Annotated in this window: 10 protein-coding genes and 1 riboswitch; of the genes, 7 read left to right on the top strand and 3 right to left on the bottom strand. The window is 71.9% G+C overall.

What is annotated here, in order from left to right:
* Positions 1–206: 206 nt before the first annotated feature.
* The 3 genes from ACSIH6_RS08860 to ACSIH6_RS08850 form a co-directional block, all read right to left on the bottom strand.
* Positions 207–1,595 (bottom strand): maltokinase N-terminal cap-like domain-containing protein, encoded by a 1,389-nt coding sequence (locus ACSIH6_RS08860; protein ID WP_435107733.1) that lies wholly within the window; start codon positions 1,593–1,595, stop codon positions 207–209.
* A gap of 1 nt (position 1,596) precedes the next feature.
* The gene (gene treS, locus ACSIH6_RS08855) at positions 1,597–3,645 is read right to left on the bottom strand and encodes a maltose alpha-D-glucosyltransferase (protein ID WP_435107732.1); all 2,049 of its coding nucleotides are present in this window, start codon (positions 3,643–3,645) and stop codon (positions 1,597–1,599) included.
* A gap of 107 nt (positions 3,646–3,752) precedes the next feature.
* A complete protein-coding gene (locus ACSIH6_RS08850; RefSeq protein WP_435107731.1) occupies positions 3,753–5,723 on the bottom strand; it encodes an alpha-1,4-glucan--maltose-1-phosphate maltosyltransferase in 1,971 nt (656 codons plus the stop codon).
* A gap of 737 nt (positions 5,724–6,460) precedes the next feature.
* Here ACSIH6_RS08850 and ACSIH6_RS08845 point away from each other — a divergent pair.
* The 7 genes from ACSIH6_RS08845 to ACSIH6_RS08815 all read left to right on the top strand — a co-directional run bounded on the left by ACSIH6_RS08845 (position 6,461) and on the right by ACSIH6_RS08815 (position 17,229).
* Positions 6,461–9,058 (top strand): transglycosylase domain-containing protein, encoded by a 2,598-nt coding sequence (locus tag ACSIH6_RS08845; RefSeq protein ID WP_435107730.1) that lies wholly within the window; start codon positions 6,461–6,463, stop codon positions 9,056–9,058.
* Between the two features lie 62 nt (positions 9,059–9,120).
* Positions 9,121–9,228: riboswitch (TPP riboswitch) on the top strand.
* 107 nt (positions 9,229–9,335) lie between these two features.
* Complete coding sequence (locus ACSIH6_RS08840; protein WP_435107729.1) at positions 9,336–9,953, top strand: ECF transporter S component; 618 nt, start codon at positions 9,336–9,338, stop codon at positions 9,951–9,953.
* 2 nt (positions 9,954–9,955) lie between these two features.
* The gene (locus tag ACSIH6_RS08835) at positions 9,956–11,587 is read left to right on the top strand and encodes an ABC transporter ATP-binding protein (protein ID WP_435107728.1); all 1,632 of its coding nucleotides are present in this window, start codon (positions 9,956–9,958) and stop codon (positions 11,585–11,587) included.
* 151 nt (positions 11,588–11,738) lie between these two features.
* Positions 11,739–12,476 (top strand): energy-coupling factor transporter transmembrane component T family protein, encoded by a 738-nt coding sequence (locus ACSIH6_RS08830; protein WP_435107750.1) that lies wholly within the window; start codon positions 11,739–11,741, stop codon positions 12,474–12,476.
* Positions 12,477–12,534: 58 nt separating this feature from the next.
* Positions 12,535–13,323 (top strand): enoyl-CoA hydratase/isomerase family protein, encoded by a 789-nt coding sequence (locus tag ACSIH6_RS08825; protein WP_435107727.1) that lies wholly within the window; start codon positions 12,535–12,537, stop codon positions 13,321–13,323.
* Between the two features lie 383 nt (positions 13,324–13,706).
* Positions 13,707–15,992 (top strand): protein kinase domain-containing protein, encoded by a 2,286-nt coding sequence (locus tag ACSIH6_RS08820; protein ID WP_435107726.1) that lies wholly within the window; start codon positions 13,707–13,709, stop codon positions 15,990–15,992.
* 457 nt (positions 15,993–16,449) lie between these two features.
* A complete protein-coding gene (locus ACSIH6_RS08815; RefSeq protein WP_190394679.1) occupies positions 16,450–17,229 on the top strand; it encodes an electron transfer flavoprotein subunit beta/FixA family protein in 780 nt (259 codons plus the stop codon).
* The last annotated feature ends 21 nt before the right edge of the window (positions 17,230–17,250 follow it).

Raw genomic sequence — 17,250 nt, 5'->3', positions numbered from 1 at the left:
ACCTCCTCCACGACCGGGATGCTCTCCACGGCCTTCTTCTTCGGGTTCTTCCCGTTCGACGCAGTCTTGGCTGCGTTGGCACGCGGACGTTGTTCGCTGCGGGGCGAGGTCAATACGGACTCCGTGGTAGTCGTGCGGACGGATCGGGGGGGCGCGTGGTGGTCGAAGGGGCGGCCGCCCCGCTCGGGAGGCGGCCGCCGACGTGCTCAACCGGGCACGGGAGGCGCGGCGGCGGTGGCGATGGACTCCAGCGGGACCCGCAGCCAGTTCGGCCGGTTCCTGGCCTCGTACAGCACCTCGTACACGGCCTTGTCGAACTCGAAGGCCCGCAGGACCACCAGGTGCTTCTCCGGGTCGGCCCCGCCGCCGTCGGCGTAGCCCCGGCAGAACGCCTCCCGGTTGTGCCGGGCCCAGGAGCGGGCCGCCCACTCCAGCCCGGGGTCGCCCGGGTGCCCGATCAGCAGGTACCCGGCCGCGTAGTCGAAGGAGCGGAGCATCCCCGCCACGTCCCGCAGCGGGCTGGACAGGCGCTGGCGGTCGCGCACCGGCACGGTGGGCTCGCCCTCGAAGTCCAGCAGCACCCACCCGGACCCGGTCCGGATCGCCTGCCCCAGGTGGTAGTCGCCGTGGATGCGCTGTATCGGCAGCGGTTCGTCCACCTCGGAGAAGTCGGCGTAGGCCTCCATCACCCGGGGCGCGTGCTCGGCCAGCTCCGGCACCTCGGCGCTGGCCATCGCCAGGCGCTCCACCATGGCGTCGGCCATCTCGGCCGCGCCTGTCGGAGTGAGCACGTCCGTGGGCAGGGCCCTGGCCAGCGACCGGTGCACCTCGGCGGTGGTGCGGCCCAGCCGGGCAGCCTCCCCGGTGAACGCGGACTCGCGCCCGCCCCCCGTCCCCTCCAGCAGGGCGCGCACGTTGGCGGTGGCGAGTACCCACCCGTCCGTGGCCTGCGGGATGAAGGTCTGGAGCATGGCCAGCGTCGTGGGCGTGGAGTGCCCGGCCAGATCGGCCTCGATCCACCCGCACGGCCGGGCCACGTACGGGGTCCCCGACAGGGCCATGTTCAGCTCCAGGTCCGGGTTGGGCCCGGGCCAGAGTCTGCGGAAGGTCTTGAGGATGTAGTCCTCGCCGAAGACCAGCGACGTGTTGGACTGCTCGCCGGTGAGTATCCGCCCGGCCGACCCGGTGCGGATGCTCCCGCCCGGCAGGCTGCGAAAGCGCACCTTGCCGGAGGGCTCGGCCCCGGTGGGGGCGGCGAACCGCTCCAGGAGCATCCGGGTCAGCTCCTCGTCGTGGGCGGCGTCGTAGACCACCCTGGGTCTGCCGCCCGCCACCTGGCACACGCCGATGGCCACGCGTGCCAGGTCCGGCGGCAGGGAGCGCGGCGGACGCGAGCCCAGCAGCACCTGGTAGCGGGAGCTGCGGCCCCGCTGTCCGGCCTGGAGGACCAGGACGTTCAGGTCCGGCCCTTCGGGGCCGGAGGTCACCAGCGTGTGCCTGCTCTCGACCCGGATCTGGCGGATGGGGATCCCCTTGCCGGAGAACCAGCGCTGTCTCGGTAGCCAGACGGCCAGGAGTTCTTCGAGTTGGGACATGTCAGAGCGGCCCGTTTCCCTTCTCGCCCCCACCCCGGTCCGTGCGCTCCGCGGCCGGGCCGGGAGGACCCGCTGCGCGCACCGCGCTCCCGTGGGAGGGGGCGGAGGCGCCGTCGCCGAACGCGGGGGAGACCCCGGCCGGGATGATGGACGTCGTGCTCACTGGGTGGTTCGGCGCGTGCGGCCGGGTCGCGGCCGCCGCCACGGGGGAGGACTCGAAGGTGGCGTGCACCCGGGCCCCGGCCTCGGGCAGTCCGTAGGACGGCATGCCGTCCCGGCTCCCGCGCGCGGATCCCTGCTCGGCGGTCGCGGGCAGCTGGAACCAGTAGAAGCCGTGCCCGGGCAGGGTGAGCAGGTAGGGCAGCTCCCCGATCTCGGGGAAGCGCACACCGCCCACGCACTCCACCGGGGCGACACCGGCGTAGCGCCCCAGGTCCAGCTCCACGGGCTGCGGGTACCGCGACAGGTTGTTGACGCAGAGCATGCGGTCGTCGCCGTGCTCGCGGATGAAGGCCAGCACGCTCGGGTTGGTGGCGTTGAGCTCGGTGAAGGCTCCGGTGCCGAACACGGGGTGGCGCTTGCGGATCTGGATCATGCGCCGCGTCCAGTGCAGCAGCGAGCCGGGGTTGTCGCGCTGGGACTCCACGTTGAGCGCCTGGTAGCCGTAGACCGGGTCCATGATCAGCGGCAGGTACAGGCGGGCCGGGTCGCCCTTGGAGAACCCGGCGTTGCGGTCCGAGCTCCACTGCATGGGCGTGCGCACGGCGTCGCGGTCGCCCAGCCAGATGTTGTCGCCCATGCCGATCTCGTCGCCGTAGTACAGGACGGGCGAGCCCGGCAGGGACAGCAGCAGGGCCGTGAACAGCTCGATCTGGTTGCGGTCGTTGTCCAGCAGGGGCGCGAGCCGCCTGCGGATCCCCACGTTGGCGCGCATGCGGGGTTCCTTGGCGTACTCGGAGTACATGTAGTCGCGCTCCTCGTCGGTGACCATCTCCAGGGTCAGCTCGTCGTGGTTGCGCAGGAAGATCGCCCACTGGCAGTTGCGGGGGATCGGCGGCGTCTGGGCGAGGATCTCCGAGATCGGGAAGCGCTGCTCCTGCCGGACCGCCATGAACATGCGCGGCATCAGCGGGAAGTGGAAGTTCATGTGGCACTCGTCGCCGCCGGACTCGAAGTCGCCGAAGTAGTCGACGACGTCGGACGGCCACTGGTTGGCCTCGCTCAGCAGCACGCGGTCGGGGTAGAGCCGGTCCACCTCGGCGCGCACGCGCTTGAGGAACTCGTGCGTCTCCTTGAGGTTCTCGCAGTTGGTGCCCTCGCGCTCGTACAGGTAGGGCACGGCGTCCAGGCGGAAGCCGTCGATGCCCAGGTCCAGCCAGTAGCGCAGGACCTCCAGGATCGCCTCCTGGACGGCCGGGTTCTCGAAGTTGAGGTCGGGCTGGTGGGAGAAGAACCGGTGCCAGTAGTACTGGCCGCGGACCTCGTCGTAGGTCCAGTTGGACGTCTCGGTGTCGACGAAGATGATGCGGGCCCCGTCGTAGCGGTCGTCGGTGTCCGACCACACGTAGAAGTCCCCGTAGGGCCCGTCCGGGTCCTCGCGGGAGGCCTTGAACCACGGGTGCTGGTCGCTGGTGTGGTTCATGACCAGGTCGGTGATGACCCGGATGCCGCGCCGGTGCGCCTCGTCCAGGAGCTCCACGAAGTCGGCGGTGCGGCCGAACTCCGGGAGGATCTTGAAGTAGTCCGAGATGTCGTAGCCGCCGTCGCGCAGGGGCGACTCGTACATCGGCAGCAGCCACACGCAGTCGATGCCCAGCCACTGGAGGTAGTCCAGTTTCCGCACCAGCCCGGCGAGGTCGCCGGTGCCGTCGCCGTTGGAGTCGAAGAAGCCCCGGGCGAGCACCTCGTAGAAGACGGCGTGTTTGTACCAGTGGGGATCACTGGTGCCGCCGGAGGACATCAGCGGGCCGGTGGCGGCCCCGGTGGCCGGGGCGAGCGGACCGTGTTCGGCGTGGCCGTGTCCGCCGGGGCCGGGCTCGTCTTTGCTCATCTACTGCTCCCCACCAAGAATGTTCGACGTCGGTTCAACAGGCGTTCCGGACACGGAGGGGCGCCGACGGAGGCACCAGCGGGCCCCGTGCGCCGGTTCCGGGGCCGCTATCTGCCGCTGACGGTGAACACGTGCGCGGGACCGGCCGCGGGGTCGAGCCGGACGTAGTTGTCCGCGCCCCAGGTGTAGGAACGGCCGGTCAGCTCGTCGGTCACCCTGAGCTCCTCCTCCCTTGTGAGGCCGATGGACGGCAGATCCAGGTGCACCGTCGCCTCGCGTGCGTGGTGCGGGTCGAGGTTGACGACGGCGATCACGGCGTCGTCGGGGTCCTTGGGTCCGGTGCCGGGCCGGTGCTTGGAGAAGCAGAGGATCTCGGGCCGGTCCACGTGGTGGAAGCGCAGGTTGCGCAGCTCCCGCAGGGCCGGATGCTCGCGGCGCAGCCGGTTGAGCAGCGTGAGCAGCCCGGTGAGGGCCTCTCCGGAGGCCTCGGCCGCTGCCCAGTCGCGGGGGCGGTACTGGTACTTCTCCGAGTCGAGGTACTCCTCGCTGCCCGGCCCGGCGGGGGTGTTCTCGCACAGCTCGAAGCCGGAGTAGACGCCCCAGGTGGGGGAGAGCAGGGCCGCCAGCACCGCGCGGACGGCGAACGCGGGCCGACCGCCGTGCTGGAGGTAGGCGTGCAGGATGTCCGGGGTGTTGGCGAAGAAGTTGGGGCGCAGGTAGTGGGCGCTCTCCCGGCTCAGCTCGGTGAGGTAGTCGGTCAGCTCGTCCTTGCCGTTGCGCCAGGTGAAGTAGGTGTAGGACTGGTGGAAGCCGACCTTGGCCAGGGTGCGCATCATGGCGGGGCGGGTGAAGGCCTCGGCGAGGAACAGCACGTCGGGGTGCCTGCGGGCGACGTCGGCGAGCAGCTTCTGCCAGAACGCGACCGGCTTGGTGTGCGGGTTGTCGACGCGGAAGATCCGCACGCCGTGCCCGATCCAGTGCTCGACCACCCGCAGGATCTCCGCGTACAGGCCCTTGAAGTCGCGGTCGAAGTTGAGCGGGTAGATGTCCTGGTACTTCTTGGGCGGGTTCTCGGCGTGGGCGATGGAGCCGTCGGCCCGGGCGGTGAACCACTCGGGGTGCTCGGTGACCCAGGGGTGGTCGGGGGAGCACTGGAGGGCCAGGTCCAGGGCGATCTCCATGCCGTGCTCGCGGGCCTCGGCGACGAAGGCGTCGAAGTCGGCGAGGGTGCCCAGGTCGGGGTGGACCGCGTCGTGGCCGCCGTCGGCCGACCCGATGGCCCACACCGACCCGGGGTCGCCGGGACCGGCGGTCAGGGTGTTGTTGGCGCCCTTGCGGTGGGTGGTGCCGATGGGGTGGATCGGCGGGAGGTAGACCACGTCGAAGCCCATGTCGGCGACGGCGGGCAGGCGCTTGGCCGCGGTGGCGAGGGTGCCCGAGCGCTCCTGGCCGGGCACGGTGTCGACCTGGGCGCCCTCCGAACGCGGGAAGAACTCGTACCAGGAGCCGAACAGCGCGCGCTCGCGGTGGACGACGACGCTGGTGCGCCTGGACCTGGTGACCAGCTCGCGCAGGGGCGCGCGCTCCATCTCGGCCAGGACCTCGGGGGTGAACGCCGCCTCGAAGCGCTCCGTCGGGGTCATGGAGGTGTCGCGTAGCGCCTTGGCGGCGGCGTTCAGGACGGGGCGGCGCGGGACCCGGCGCCCGGCGCGGGCGAGCAGGCGGGCGCCCTCCTCCAGGACGAGCTCGGTGTCCTGGTCCAGCGGGAGCTTGACGCCCGCGACGTGGTGCCAGGTGGCGAAGGGGTCGGTCCACGACTCGACGGCGAACGACCACGTCCCCTCCGTGGGGAGGCTGACGCAGGCCTCGTACCGGTCGGTGCCGGGCGCGTGCTCGCGCATGGGGACGAGCCGTTCGCGGCGTCCCTTGGGGGAGTAGACGACGACGCCCGCGGCGAGGGAGTCGTGGCCCTCGCGGATCACCGTCGCTCCCACGGTGAAGCGTTCACCCGGAACGGCTTTCACCGGTCCGAGGTCGTTCTCTGGAGAGATATCGAGGATGGGCAGGCGTCCGATCACTGGCTACACCGTAATTGTCGTGGTTCGGCGTTGCGGAACCGTGCTGTTTTTCGGCAGGCGGAAATAACCGGGAGTTAATCCAGGGCAAGACGGAGTTCATGAAGTGTCCGGAGCAGAAGCTGTCCGGATTAAGGCTTCGGTGCCCTCCGCTGTCTATCGTCTGCCCTCTTGTGGTGTTTGGCGGAGCGCCAGGGCCGAATAATTTATGTGATCCTCGTCACACTGGCTGTGTGTGCTAAGAGCTGGTATTTGCCGGGTTTCTACTGAGTAAACCTCTCAAAACAGGCATAAGGCCACACCAGATGCAGGTGTCTCTGTGGTTGTTTTCCGATGCATTCTGCGGAAATGCCGAAAAGCTGATCGGTCATGTTGGGCGGTGTGCCGCGCTGGGTAGGGATGATCGAATGCACTCGCGAGTTGTCTGGCCGTATTCCGGACATCCGCGTGTGACCGAATAGTCTCCTAAGGATCTTTTGTCCCGAATTCGGTCACCCGCGATCGGCGCGGCATTCTCCGCGGCCCCGTCCTCTCTCGGCGTCGGGTGTGTGACGTGCCTGTTTCGTGGCGATTGACGAATTATGTTCGCTCTGTGGTGCTTTGCCTGGCATTGGGGAAGTTTTTCGCTGACGCACCCGTTCACCCGGTCTGCCCTTTGCGCCCGCCCTGAGACCGTGGTCGATGGAGTTGCCCGCCCGCGCGTCCCGCGGGCGGGGCGGCACACGGCCGTAGGGGGCGACGTGACGGAGTCCAACCAGCGCCTGGGTGTCCGGAGGTGGGCCGAGGCCCTGCGCCGGAAGCTGTCGGAGCCGACCCCGGCGGGGGACCGCCGGGAGACGATCCAGCGCCTGGCGGGTACCAGCGCGGTCGCTGGGCTGCTCACGGCGGCGCTGGTCATGCCCTGGGCGGGCGGTCTCGGACTGGCGGCCAAGGACTCCGCGGCGGCCTTCATGGCACTGCCCAGCGACCTGGCCGTGCCGCGCCCGTCCGAGCGCGTGCTGCTGACCGACGTCGACGGTGAGCCGATCGCCGAGGTCGCCGAGCGCGAGCGCGACGTGGTCCCGCTGGACGAGATCAGCCCCTGGGTGCCCGCCGCCCTCATGGCGATCGAGGACGACCGCTTCTACGAGCACGCCGGGCTGGACCTGCGCGGCACGCTGCGCGCCGCGGTCCGCACCGCCCTGGGCAACACCCAGGGCGGGTCCACCATCACCCAGCAGTACGTGAAGAACCTCCTCATGGAACAGGCCGACACCGAGGAGGAGCTGGCGAGCGCCAACGCGCGCACTCTGACCCGCAAGGTGCTGGAGCTGCGCTACGCCATCGAGCTGGAGGAGAAGCTCACCAAGGACGAGATCATGGAGGGCTACCTCAACCTCGCCTACTTCGGCCAGAACGCGTACGGCATCGAGGTCGCCGCCGAGCGCTACTTCTCCGTCCCGGCCTCCGAGCTCAACCCCGCGCAGGCCGCCACGATCGTGGCTCTGGTGCGCGCGCCCTCGTACTACGACCCGCTCACCAACCCCGAGGCCGCCACCGAGCGCCGCAACCTGGTGCTGGACCGGATGGTCGCCACCGGATACCTGGAGAGCGCGGAGGCGGAGGAGTACAAGGGCCGGGGCCTGGAGGTGGACGAAACCGCGCGCGGGGGCAGCTGCTTCAGCAGCGAGCAGCCGTTCTTCTGCGACTACGTCATGCGGTGGCTGAGCGACTCCGACGCGCTCGCCGACACCCAGGAGGAGCGCGACCGGATGTTGGAGCGGGGCGGCATCACCGTGCGCACCACCCTGGACCTGGACATGCAGGAGTCCGCCGAGCAGGCGATCGAGCGCTACGTCCCCGCGGGCGACTCCCACAAGTTCGCCGCCGAGGTCCTCGTGGAGCCCGGTACCGGCCGGGTGCGGGCGATGGCCCAGAACATGCGCTACGGCTTCGCCGACGAGCCGGGCACCACCTCGATCAACCTGTCCGTGGACCACGACGACGGCGGGTCGCTGGGCTACCAGGCGGGGTCGACGTTCAAGCCGTTCACCCTGGCCGCCGCCCTGGACTCCGGGCTCGATTACGGCACCAGCTTCTCCTCGCCCAAGACCACGACGGTGAGCGGCCTGGAGAACTGCGAGGGCGGGAGGATGGCGCCCTGGTCCGTGGGCAACGCCGGGGAGAGCGACGGGGGCAGGCACAACATGATCAGCGGGACGAAGGGTTCGGTGAACACCTACTTCGCCCAGCTCCAGGAACGCGTCGGCCTGTGCGAGACGGCGGAGATGGCCCGGAGCCTGGGCGTCCACCGCGCGGACGGCGAGGACCTGGAGGTGTGGAGCTCCTTCACCCTGGGCGACCAGGAGGTCTCCCCGCTGACCATGGCCACTGCCTACGCCGTCTTCGCCTCCCGCGGCACCTACTGCGAACCGGTCCCCGTGACCTCGGTCCTCGTCGAGGGCGAGGGCGGCGAGGAGATCGAGGTGGACACCGAGTGCGAGGAGGGCGCGCTGGACACCGAGGTCGCCGACGGCGTCAACCACCTGCTCCAGCAGACCTTCGAGGGCGGCACCGCCAACGGCCTGGAGATCGGGCGCCCGGTGGCGGGCAAGACCGGCACCACCGACAGCGCGGCCTACGCGTGGTTCGCGGGCTACACCCCGAACCTGGCCGGGACCGTGGTCGTCGGTGACATCCGGGGCGGGGAACAGCACACGCTCCAGGGCGTGACCATCGGCGACCGCTACTACGGCATCGTCTACGGAGCCACGCTGCCCGGCCCGATCTGGCAGGCCACCATGCGCGAGGCCGTGGCGGACCTCCCGGAGGAGGAGTTCGCCCCTTCGCCGAAGGTCTACGGCAAGGCCTCGGACAAGCCGTCGGGCGGCGGTGACGACGATGACACCGGTGGCGGTGGCGGTGGTACCGGTGACGGCGGCGTCGCGGCCGGTGGCGGCGGCGGAGGAACCGGCGGTGATGGCGGTGCCGGGGATGACGATGGCGCGGCCGGTGGTGGTGGCACTGGTGACGGTGGTGAGGGTTCGACCGGCGGAGACGGCGGTACCGGTGGTGGCGGTGGTGAGGGCTCAACCGGTGGCGGTGGAGGCGGCGGTACCGGCGGTGGAGGTGGCGGCACCGGAGGCGGTGAGGGCTCGACCGGAGGCGGTACCGGCGGTGGTGGCGGGGGTGGCAGTACTGGCGGTGGTGGCGGTACCGGTGGCGGTGGAGACGGCAGCGGTACTGGCGGTGGCGGAGGCGGTGGTGGCGAGTCCCCGGGCGGGGACGGCGGCGCGCCCTGGAGCGGCGCGACCCCGCAACCGCAGGTGCCCGAGGGCGGCGCCGGGCCCTCGGACTGAGCCCTCCATGTGTGTAAACGCGGCCCGGGAACACCCCGGAGTTCCCCCTTGTTCATACTGGAGGAAACCGACAGGGGAGCGCGCGAGCGCTGAGAGTGCGGCACCAGGCCGCAGACCCTTACACACCTGATCTGGGTCATGCCAGCGAAGGAAGTCGTAGGAACCGTCACCGGTGGCGTGTCTCCCGCGCACCGGGGACGTCCCGGCGCACGCGGAACGCGTCCCGGAGCCGCTCTCGGCCGCCCGGCCCTCGCATCCCCCGGCGAAGGGACACCGCATGAAGAGGAACACCACCACCCAGGGCACCGGTTTCTGGCGCGACGTCCTCGGCCAGCTGCGGAGCTGGCGCACCGTCGACATCGTCGTGGCCGCCGTCATCGGCGTCGCGGTCGGCGTCGTCTTCTGGCTGTGGTATCCAGTCTGGGAGGCCACGACCCCGTTGTTCGTGGCCTTTCCGCCCGCGCAGGCCGTCCTCTACGGCGTGTGGCTGCTCCCCGGCGTCCTCGGTGGCCTGGTCATCCGAAGGCCCGGCGCGGCCCTGCTCACCTCCATCGCCGCGGCCTCGGTCTCGGCCGTCCTGGGCACCGGGTGGGGGATCCTCGTGGTCCTCGACGGCGCCCTCCAGGGCATCCTGCCCGAGCTGGTCTTCCTCGCCTTCGGCTACCGCCGCTGGGGCATGGGCGTGGCCGTGCTCGCGGCGGCGGTCGCGGGGTTCTCCCCCGCCATCCGCGACAACATCACCTACTACGCGACCTGGCCGCTGTCCCACCAGGTCACCTTCGGCGTCATCGTGCTGATCAGCGCCGCCCTCATCGCGGGCGTGGGCGGCCGACTGCTCACCACCGCCCTGGCCCGTTCCGGGGCGCTGGCCCCCTTCCCGTCCGCGAGGGGCTGACCGTGGCCTTCGCGAACGGGCGACGGGCGGCTGCCGGGGGCCCCGGCGCGCGCGTGGAGCTCTCCGGCTGGGGCTGGCGGCACTCGGGCCGCGAGACCCACGCGCTGCGCGGCGTGGACCTGGTGATCGAGCCGGGCGAGCGCGTGCTGCTGCTGGGCGCCTCCGGCGCTGGCAAGTCCACCCTGCTGCACTCGCTGGCCGGCCTGACCGGCGAGGACGGCGCCATCAGCGGCGACCGCGAGGGCACCCTGCTCCTGGACGGCGAGCCCGCCGACCGGAGCCGGGGCTCGGTCGGCCTGGTCAGCCAGGACCCCGAGACGCAGCTGGTGATGGCGCGCGCGGGCGACGACGTCGCCTTCGGCCCGGAGAACCTGGGCGTGGCCCCCGAACTCATCTGGCCCCGGGTCCGCGAGGCGCTGGAGGCCGTCGGCTTCCCGTACGGGCCGCGCCATCCCACCGGCGCGCTGTCGGGCGGAGAGAAGCAGCGCCTGGTGATCGCCGGGGCCCTGGCGATGCGCCCCCGCCTGCTGCTGCTGGACGAGCCCACTGCCAACCTCGACCCGGCCGGGGCCGCGCTGGTGCGCGGCGTGCTGGCCCGCCTGCTCGCCGAGACCGAGGCGACCCTGGTGCTGGTCGAGCACCGGGTGGCCGACGTCGTGGACCTGGTGGACCGGGTCGTGGTCGTGGCGCCCGGCGGAGGCGTCGTCGCCGACGGGTCCCCGGGGACCGTGTTCGCCGAGCACGGTCGCTCGTTGGCCGCGCAGGGCGTGTGGGTGCCCGGGCATGAGCCCGCGCCCGTCCTGGCGCCCGCGCCGGGCGGGGAGCCCCTGCTGGAGGCCGTGGGCGTCGCGGCGCGCACCCCGCTCCAGCTCGGCGTGCGCGCCGCGTCCCGGCGCACGGTGCTCGAAGGGGTGGACGTGGCCGTCCGCGCCGGGACCGCGACCGCCCTGACCGGCCCCAACGGCGCGGGCAAGTCCACGCTGCTGACCATGCTCGCCGGACTGTCCAAGCCCCACAGGGGAGCGGTGCTGCCGCGCGGGCCGCTGGCCGGGGCCGACCCGCGCCCGCTCGTGCGCTGGCCCGCCCGCAGGCTGGCCCGGCACGTGGGCACGGTCTTCCAGCACGCCGAGGACCAGTTCGTCACCGCCACCGTGCGCGACGAGCTGCGCTTCGCCCCGCTGCGTGCCGGAACGGGCGAGGCCGAGACCGAGGCCTGGGTGGGAGAGCTGATGGAGCGGCTGCGCCTGTCCGCGCTGGCCGACGTGCACCCCTACACGCTCTCGGGCGGGGAGAAGCGTCGGCTGTCGGTGGCCACGGCGCTCAGCTCCGGCCCCGCGCACGCGCCCGACGCGCTCGTCCTCGACGAGCCCACCTTCGGCCAGGACACCCGCACCTGGACCGAACTCGTGGAACTGCTCGCCACCCTGCGGTCCGCGGGCCGCGCGGTGGTCATGGCCACCCACGACGACCTGCTGCTGCGCCACCTGGCCGACGCTCGGGTGCGCGTGGCCGGGGGCCGCGCCGTGTACGAGGCCGCCGCACCGGACGCGGGCGCCGGGACGGATCCGCCCGGCCCGCCCGGTCCGTCCGGGACCGCGTGGCACGCGGCGGCGGGAAGGGGGAGCCGTGGCTGACCGGAGGTTCCCGAACACACCCGTGGACGGCGGCTCCGCCGTCGTCTCCGCCCCACCGGAACCGGGCACGGGCGGCGCGGGGGACACGACGCGCACGGCCCAGGCCGGGGACGGGACCCGTGCGCAGGGCGGGGACGCGCTCACCCTGGAGATGCCCGCGGACGGCGGGGCGCGCTTCTGGCTGGTCGGGCTCAACCCGGCTGCCAAGTTGCTCGCCGCCCTGCTGCTGGGCGTCGGCCTGGTCCCGGCCGTGGACGCCGTCACCGGCGGCGTGGTGCTGGCGGGCGCCCTGCTGCTCCTGCCGTTCAGCGGGATCGACCGGCGCACCCTGCTCGTCCTGGGCGGGCCCTTCCTGCTCATGGGGCTCTCCAGCGGACTGGTCAACTACCTGTACGGGGAGCACGGCGCGGAGGGCGCGCTGGGCGCCGCGGTGCGCCTGCTGGCCATCGCCCTGCCCGGTCTGCTCGCGGCCGTGAGCAGCGACCCCACGGAGACCGCCGACGGTCTGGTGCAGCGGCTGCGGGTGCCCGAGCGGCCCGCCATGGGCGTGCTGGCGGCTCTGCGGCTCGTCCCCCTGCTCGCCGACCAGTGGCGCACGATCACGTTGGCGCGGAGGGCGCGCGGGCTGGAGGCCGGGCGCAACCCCGTCCGGGCGGTCGCGCTGTTCTTCGGCCGCCTGTTCGCCCTGCTGGTGCGCTCCATCCGCACCGGGACGCTGCTGGCCGCGGCGATGGACGCGCGCGCCTTCGGGACCGGACCGCGCACCCGCGCCCGGGAGAGCCGCTGGCGGATCGCGGACACGCTGCTGCTGGTGGGATCCGCCCTGCTCCTGGCGGCGGCCTACGCCCTGTCCGCGAGGCTGGGCACCCTGGTGCTGCTCTTCTCCTGAACCGGGTGGTAAGCAGTTCGAAGACAGTGACGTCCAAGTGAGTGAGGGGTAGCAGACCGTGGGCGAGTTCGTGCGCGTGGAGACCGATCCGGACCACCCGGCCGTGGCCGTGATCCGGCTGGACAGGCCGAAGGTGAACGCGCTCAACGCCGCGCTCACCGCGGAGATCGCCGAGGCCGCGACCCGGGTCTCCAAGGACCCGGCCGTGCGCGCCGTGGTCGTCTACGGCGGCGAGCGGGTGTTCGTCGCGGGCGCCGACATCAAGGAGATGGCCGACCGCACCGCCGCCCAGATGCTGGGCTACGCGCGCGACCTCCAGGGCGCCCTGAACCTGGTGGCCCGCATCCCCAAGCCGGTCGTGGCGGCGGTCACCGGGTACGCGCTCGGCGGCGGCCTGGAGCTGGCTTTGGCAGCAGATTTTCGCGTCGCGGGGGCCGGGGCCAGGCTGGGCGTGCCCGAGATCCAGCTCGGCGTCATCCCCGGCGCGGGCGGGACCCAGCGCCTGCCCCGCCTGATCGGCTCCTCCCGGGCCAAGGAGATGATCTTCAGCGGCCGCCACGTGAAGGCGGACGAGGCCCGGGAGATCGGCCTGGTGGACCAGGTCGTCCCGGACGAGGAGGTCTACCGGGCCGCCGTGGCGCTGGTCGCCCGGTACGCCGAGGGCCCGGCCGTCGCGCTGGCCGCGGCCAAGGAGGCGGTGGACCGGGGCCTGGAGACGGACCTGGACACCGGTCTGGAGATCGAGCGCCTGCACTTCGCGGGACTTTTCGCGACCGAGGACCAGAAGGACGGCATGCGCAGCTTCGTCGAGCAGGGACCCGGCAAGGCCGCCTTCAAGGGGTGCTGAAGAGGCGCTGAACGGCGCTGACCGGGCGCCGAAACAGCAGGTCGGGGCGGCGGCACACCGCGCAGTGCCGTCCGTCCCGCCGCCGTTTCGGCGGATTCGAGAACTTTTCGCCCTGTTCGTTGGATCGAACGGTGCCACGGGGGGTTCGTCCGGACGTCCGCATCCGGCCGGTCCGGACGGGAGGGAGGGAACCGCCCACGCCAGTTTTCCGTCATACTCGTGAGGGTCGCCCCCGGACGGACGCGCCGCCTGAACCCGGACGCCCGGCGGTGCGGAAGCGACCACACGGGCCCGAGACGGGGCGAACAAGCCAATGGTGACCCATCCCCCGGCCGATAAGCTGGACGCGGTGGTATGTGGTCTTTTGAGGGGATGAGTTCTCGATGGCAATGTCGGCAGGTTTCCCCATGGGTGAGGAGCTGCCGGAGCGCATCGGCCACTACGTCATCCGCCGCCGCATCGGGCAGGGCGGCATGGGCGTGGTGTACCAGGCCGAGGACCCCCGGACCGAGCAGTTCGTCGCGGTGAAGGTCCTCAAGCCGGAGGTCGCGGGCGACCACATCGCCCGGGCCCGCCTGGCCCGCGAGGTCGAGACCATGCGCCGCGTGCACAGCCCCAACGTGGCCGAGGTCATCGAAGCCGACACCCAGGCCGAGCTGCCGTGGGTGGTCACCGAGCACATCCCCGGCCCGACCCTGGACGCCACGGTCACCAACCACGGCCCGCTGCGCGGCCGCGCTCTCACCCGCTTCGTCACCGGTATGGCCCGCGCGATCCGGGACATCCACGCGGTGGACGTGATCCACCGCGACCTCAAGCCCGGCAACGTGATCATCTCCAACGGCGAGCCGATCGTCATCGACTTCGGCATCGCGCACGCGGTGGACGGCGCCAAGCTGACCCAGACCGGCACGTTCGTCGGCACGCCCAGCTACCTGTCCCCGGAGGTCATCGAGGGTACCGACCTGGGCCCGGCCACCGACATCCACGCCTGGGGCGGCACCGTCGCCTTCGCCTCCACCGGTCGCCCGCCCTACGGCGCGGGCACCTTCGAGGTCATCTTCTTCCGCATCCTCAACGGCGAGATCGACATGGACGGGATGCACGAGGCGCTGCGGCCGCTGGTCAACCGCGCCGTCTCCCGCGACATGCGCAGCCGTCCCACGGCGGAGGAGCTGTTGGAGGAGGCCAGCCGCCTCAACCTCGACCTGCCCTGGACCGAGGACGCGGGAGGCCGTCCCAGCGGGCTCACCGGCAGCCACACCGTGTACCACCCGACCACGGCGGGGGGCACGCGCGACGAGCCCGACAGCGGCGGCTCGGGCGGCGCCGCGGCGGCGGGCGCGGCCGGTGCCGCGCTCGGCGGAGCGGCGGGCTACCTGGCCGGTCGCGCGGGCCGGGGCGACGAGGGCTGGGGCCCCTCGCACACCAGCAGCGGTCCCGTCTCCAGCGCCTGGTCCCCGTCCGGGGGCCCCGCGCTCCCGACCTCCGCCGCGCACTCCGGCGGTCTGGCCGACGACCCCGAGTCCACCGACGACCTCTCGGGCGCCGTGAACGGCCGCCGCCCCGTCGACGACCCGGAGGCCACCGACGACCTGTCGGGGGCCCGGCGCGGCTGGGACGACGAGGACGACGGGCTCCCGGGCACCGAGCGCATCGCCCCGCGCGACGCCGACGACCCGGACGACCCGCAGGGGACGATGCGGATCAGCCCGCTCCGCGACGAGCCGGACGACATGCTGGGCACGCGGCGCATCCAGTCCGACGAGTTCTCCCGCGAGGACCCGCAGGGCACCATGATGATGGACCCGGTGGACCGGGACGGGTACGGTCGGCGCCCCGTCGACGAGCGCGAGGACGAGGGCTACCAGGCACCGCACACGCAGTTCTTCAACACCCCGCTGCACAAGGGCGACTTCGCCGACATCCTCACCCCGGTGGACGACGGCCGGGGCAGCAACCAGACGCAGGAGTTCGACGAGGACGAGTACGAGGACCGGCGCGGCGGCCTGCTGGGCCGGTTCCGGCGCGGCGGCAGCGACCGGGTGAGCGACTACTTCCCGAACGACTCCGACGAGGAGGGCGAGGAGTACGAGGAGCGGTCGTGGCGGATGCACCCGCTGACGATCCTGCCCATGCTGGTCTCCGTGGCCGGTGTGTCCCTGCTCTTCCCCTGGTTCGGCCTGATCCTGGGCGTCGTGCTCATCGCCGCGCTGGGCGCCCTGGACGTGGTCAAGGCCGAGCACGCCCGCCGCCTCCAGACGCGCGGCCCGCGCAACTCCGACAACATGGTGGTGGCGCTCAGCTTCCCGTGGGCCTTCGGGCGCATGGCGCTGCGCACGCTCGGCTTCGGCCTGATCTACCTGCTGGCGGGCATCCTGGTCGGCATGATCTACGCGCGGATCGCGGACGTGCCGGGGCAGGGCGCCAACTACACCGGCGCCTTCGCGATCTTCGTGATGATCCTGCTCAGCTACGTCATGCCCAGCGGCCGCGAGGCGCGGCACCAGGCGGTGTGGTTGGTGCGCCGGGTCCACTACCGCAACCTGTACGTCTACGTCGGTGTCGTCATCGGCCTCGTGCTGCTGACCATGCTCATCCTGTCGTTCGGTCTGTCGGCGGCTCCGGACTGGGTGCCGCTGGGCGGCCCCTCGGACTGGTTCAGCTGAGGGGAGCAGACCCCCGCCCGGCTCACCGGGCACCGCGAAGGCCCCGGGCTCCGGCCCGGGGCCTTCGGCGTCCCCGGGCCGGGGGAGATTCTGACCTGTTACCGGTGGTGTGACCGGTTCCGGCGGGATCCGCGGCGACTAGGGTGGGGAGCGGGAGGCGGGCACCCGCGGCCGGTGTCCGGCGACGGTGGACCGCCCGTGGCGGACCATCAGCGGCGGTCCGTCGGCACGGCGGTGGTTAGGGTTGCCTCAGTCACACCGGAGGCCAGGGGTTGGCCTCCAAGCTACTAGCCAGTAACATCTGGGCTATGAGCACATCGCGGGACCTGTCTGGACGTGAAGACGGCCCCGCCGTCGGATGACCGAACGGCATTCGGCATTGTTGGCAGTAGGGGGCGCGCCAGCGTCCGGCCGCCGCACGGCGGATCATGGAGTGCAGGGAGGTCGGCCACCGGCCATGAATATTGTCGTTTTGGTCAAGCAGGTCCCGGACACGGCGACCGAACGGAAGCTCAACGCCGATGACAAGACGCTGGACCGCGCCGCGTCCGACGGTGTCATCAACGAGCTCGACGAGTACGCGATCGAAGAGGCGCTCCAGCTCAAGGAGAAGCACGGCGGCGAGGTCACCATCCTGACGATGGGACCGGACCAGGCCACGGACTCCATCCGCAAGGCCCTGTCGATGGGCGCGGACAAGGCCGTCTTCGTCAACGACGACGCGCTCCACGGCTCGGACTCGCTCCAGACCGCCTACGCCCTCGCGCAGGCCCTGGGCACCATCGAGTTCGACGTGGTCGTCCTGGGCTCGGAGTCCACCGACGCGCGCACCGGCGTCGTCGGGGCCGCGCTCGCCGAGTACCTCGGCCTGCCGCAGCTCACGTTCGCCCGCAAGGTCGACATCGACGGCAGCACCATCAGGATCCAGCGCCAGACCGACTACGGCTACGACCTCGTCGAGGCCCAGCTCCCGGCGGTCGTCTCCGTGGTCGAGAAGATCAACGAGCCGCGCTACCCGTCCTTCAAGCTCATCATGCAGGCGAAGAAGAAGCCGGTCGACAAGAGGTCCGCCGCCGACGCGGGCATCGACACGGCCAGGGTGGGTCTGGCCAACGCCACCACCGAGACCGTCGACTTCGACGCCGCGCCGCCGCGCGCCGCGGGCACGGTGGTCAAGGACGAGGGCGACGGCGCCGCGAAGATCGCCGAGTTCCTCGTCGAGAAGAAGTTCGTCTAGGTCAGACGAGAGACTCAGGGA

The sequence above is a fragment of the Nocardiopsis synnemataformans genome, assembly GCF_965343085.1.
GTDB lineage: Bacteria > Actinomycetota > Actinomycetes > Streptosporangiales > Streptosporangiaceae > Nocardiopsis > Nocardiopsis alborubida.
Note: the sequence above shows the minus strand (reverse complement) of the source record. Positions and strands in the feature narration are given on the sequence as shown.

Coding starts and splice junctions, on each gene's coding strand:
- ACSIH6_RS08840 (WP_435107729.1), top strand. CDS start 9,336: ATGAAGAGGAACACCACCACCCAGGGCACCGGTTTCTGGCGCGACGTC.
- ACSIH6_RS08860 (WP_435107733.1), bottom strand. CDS start 1,595: ATGTCCCAACTCGAAGAACTCCTGGCCGTCTGGCTACCGAGACAGCGC.
- ACSIH6_RS08830 (WP_435107750.1), top strand. CDS start 11,739: ATGCCCGCGGACGGCGGGGCGCGCTTCTGGCTGGTCGGGCTCAACCCG.
- ACSIH6_RS08820 (WP_435107726.1), top strand. CDS start 13,707: ATGGCAATGTCGGCAGGTTTCCCCATGGGTGAGGAGCTGCCGGAGCGC.
- treS (WP_435107732.1), bottom strand. CDS start 3,645: ATGAGCAAAGACGAGCCCGGCCCCGGCGGACACGGCCACGCCGAACAC.
- ACSIH6_RS08815 (WP_190394679.1), top strand. CDS start 16,450: ATGAATATTGTCGTTTTGGTCAAGCAGGTCCCGGACACGGCGACCGAA.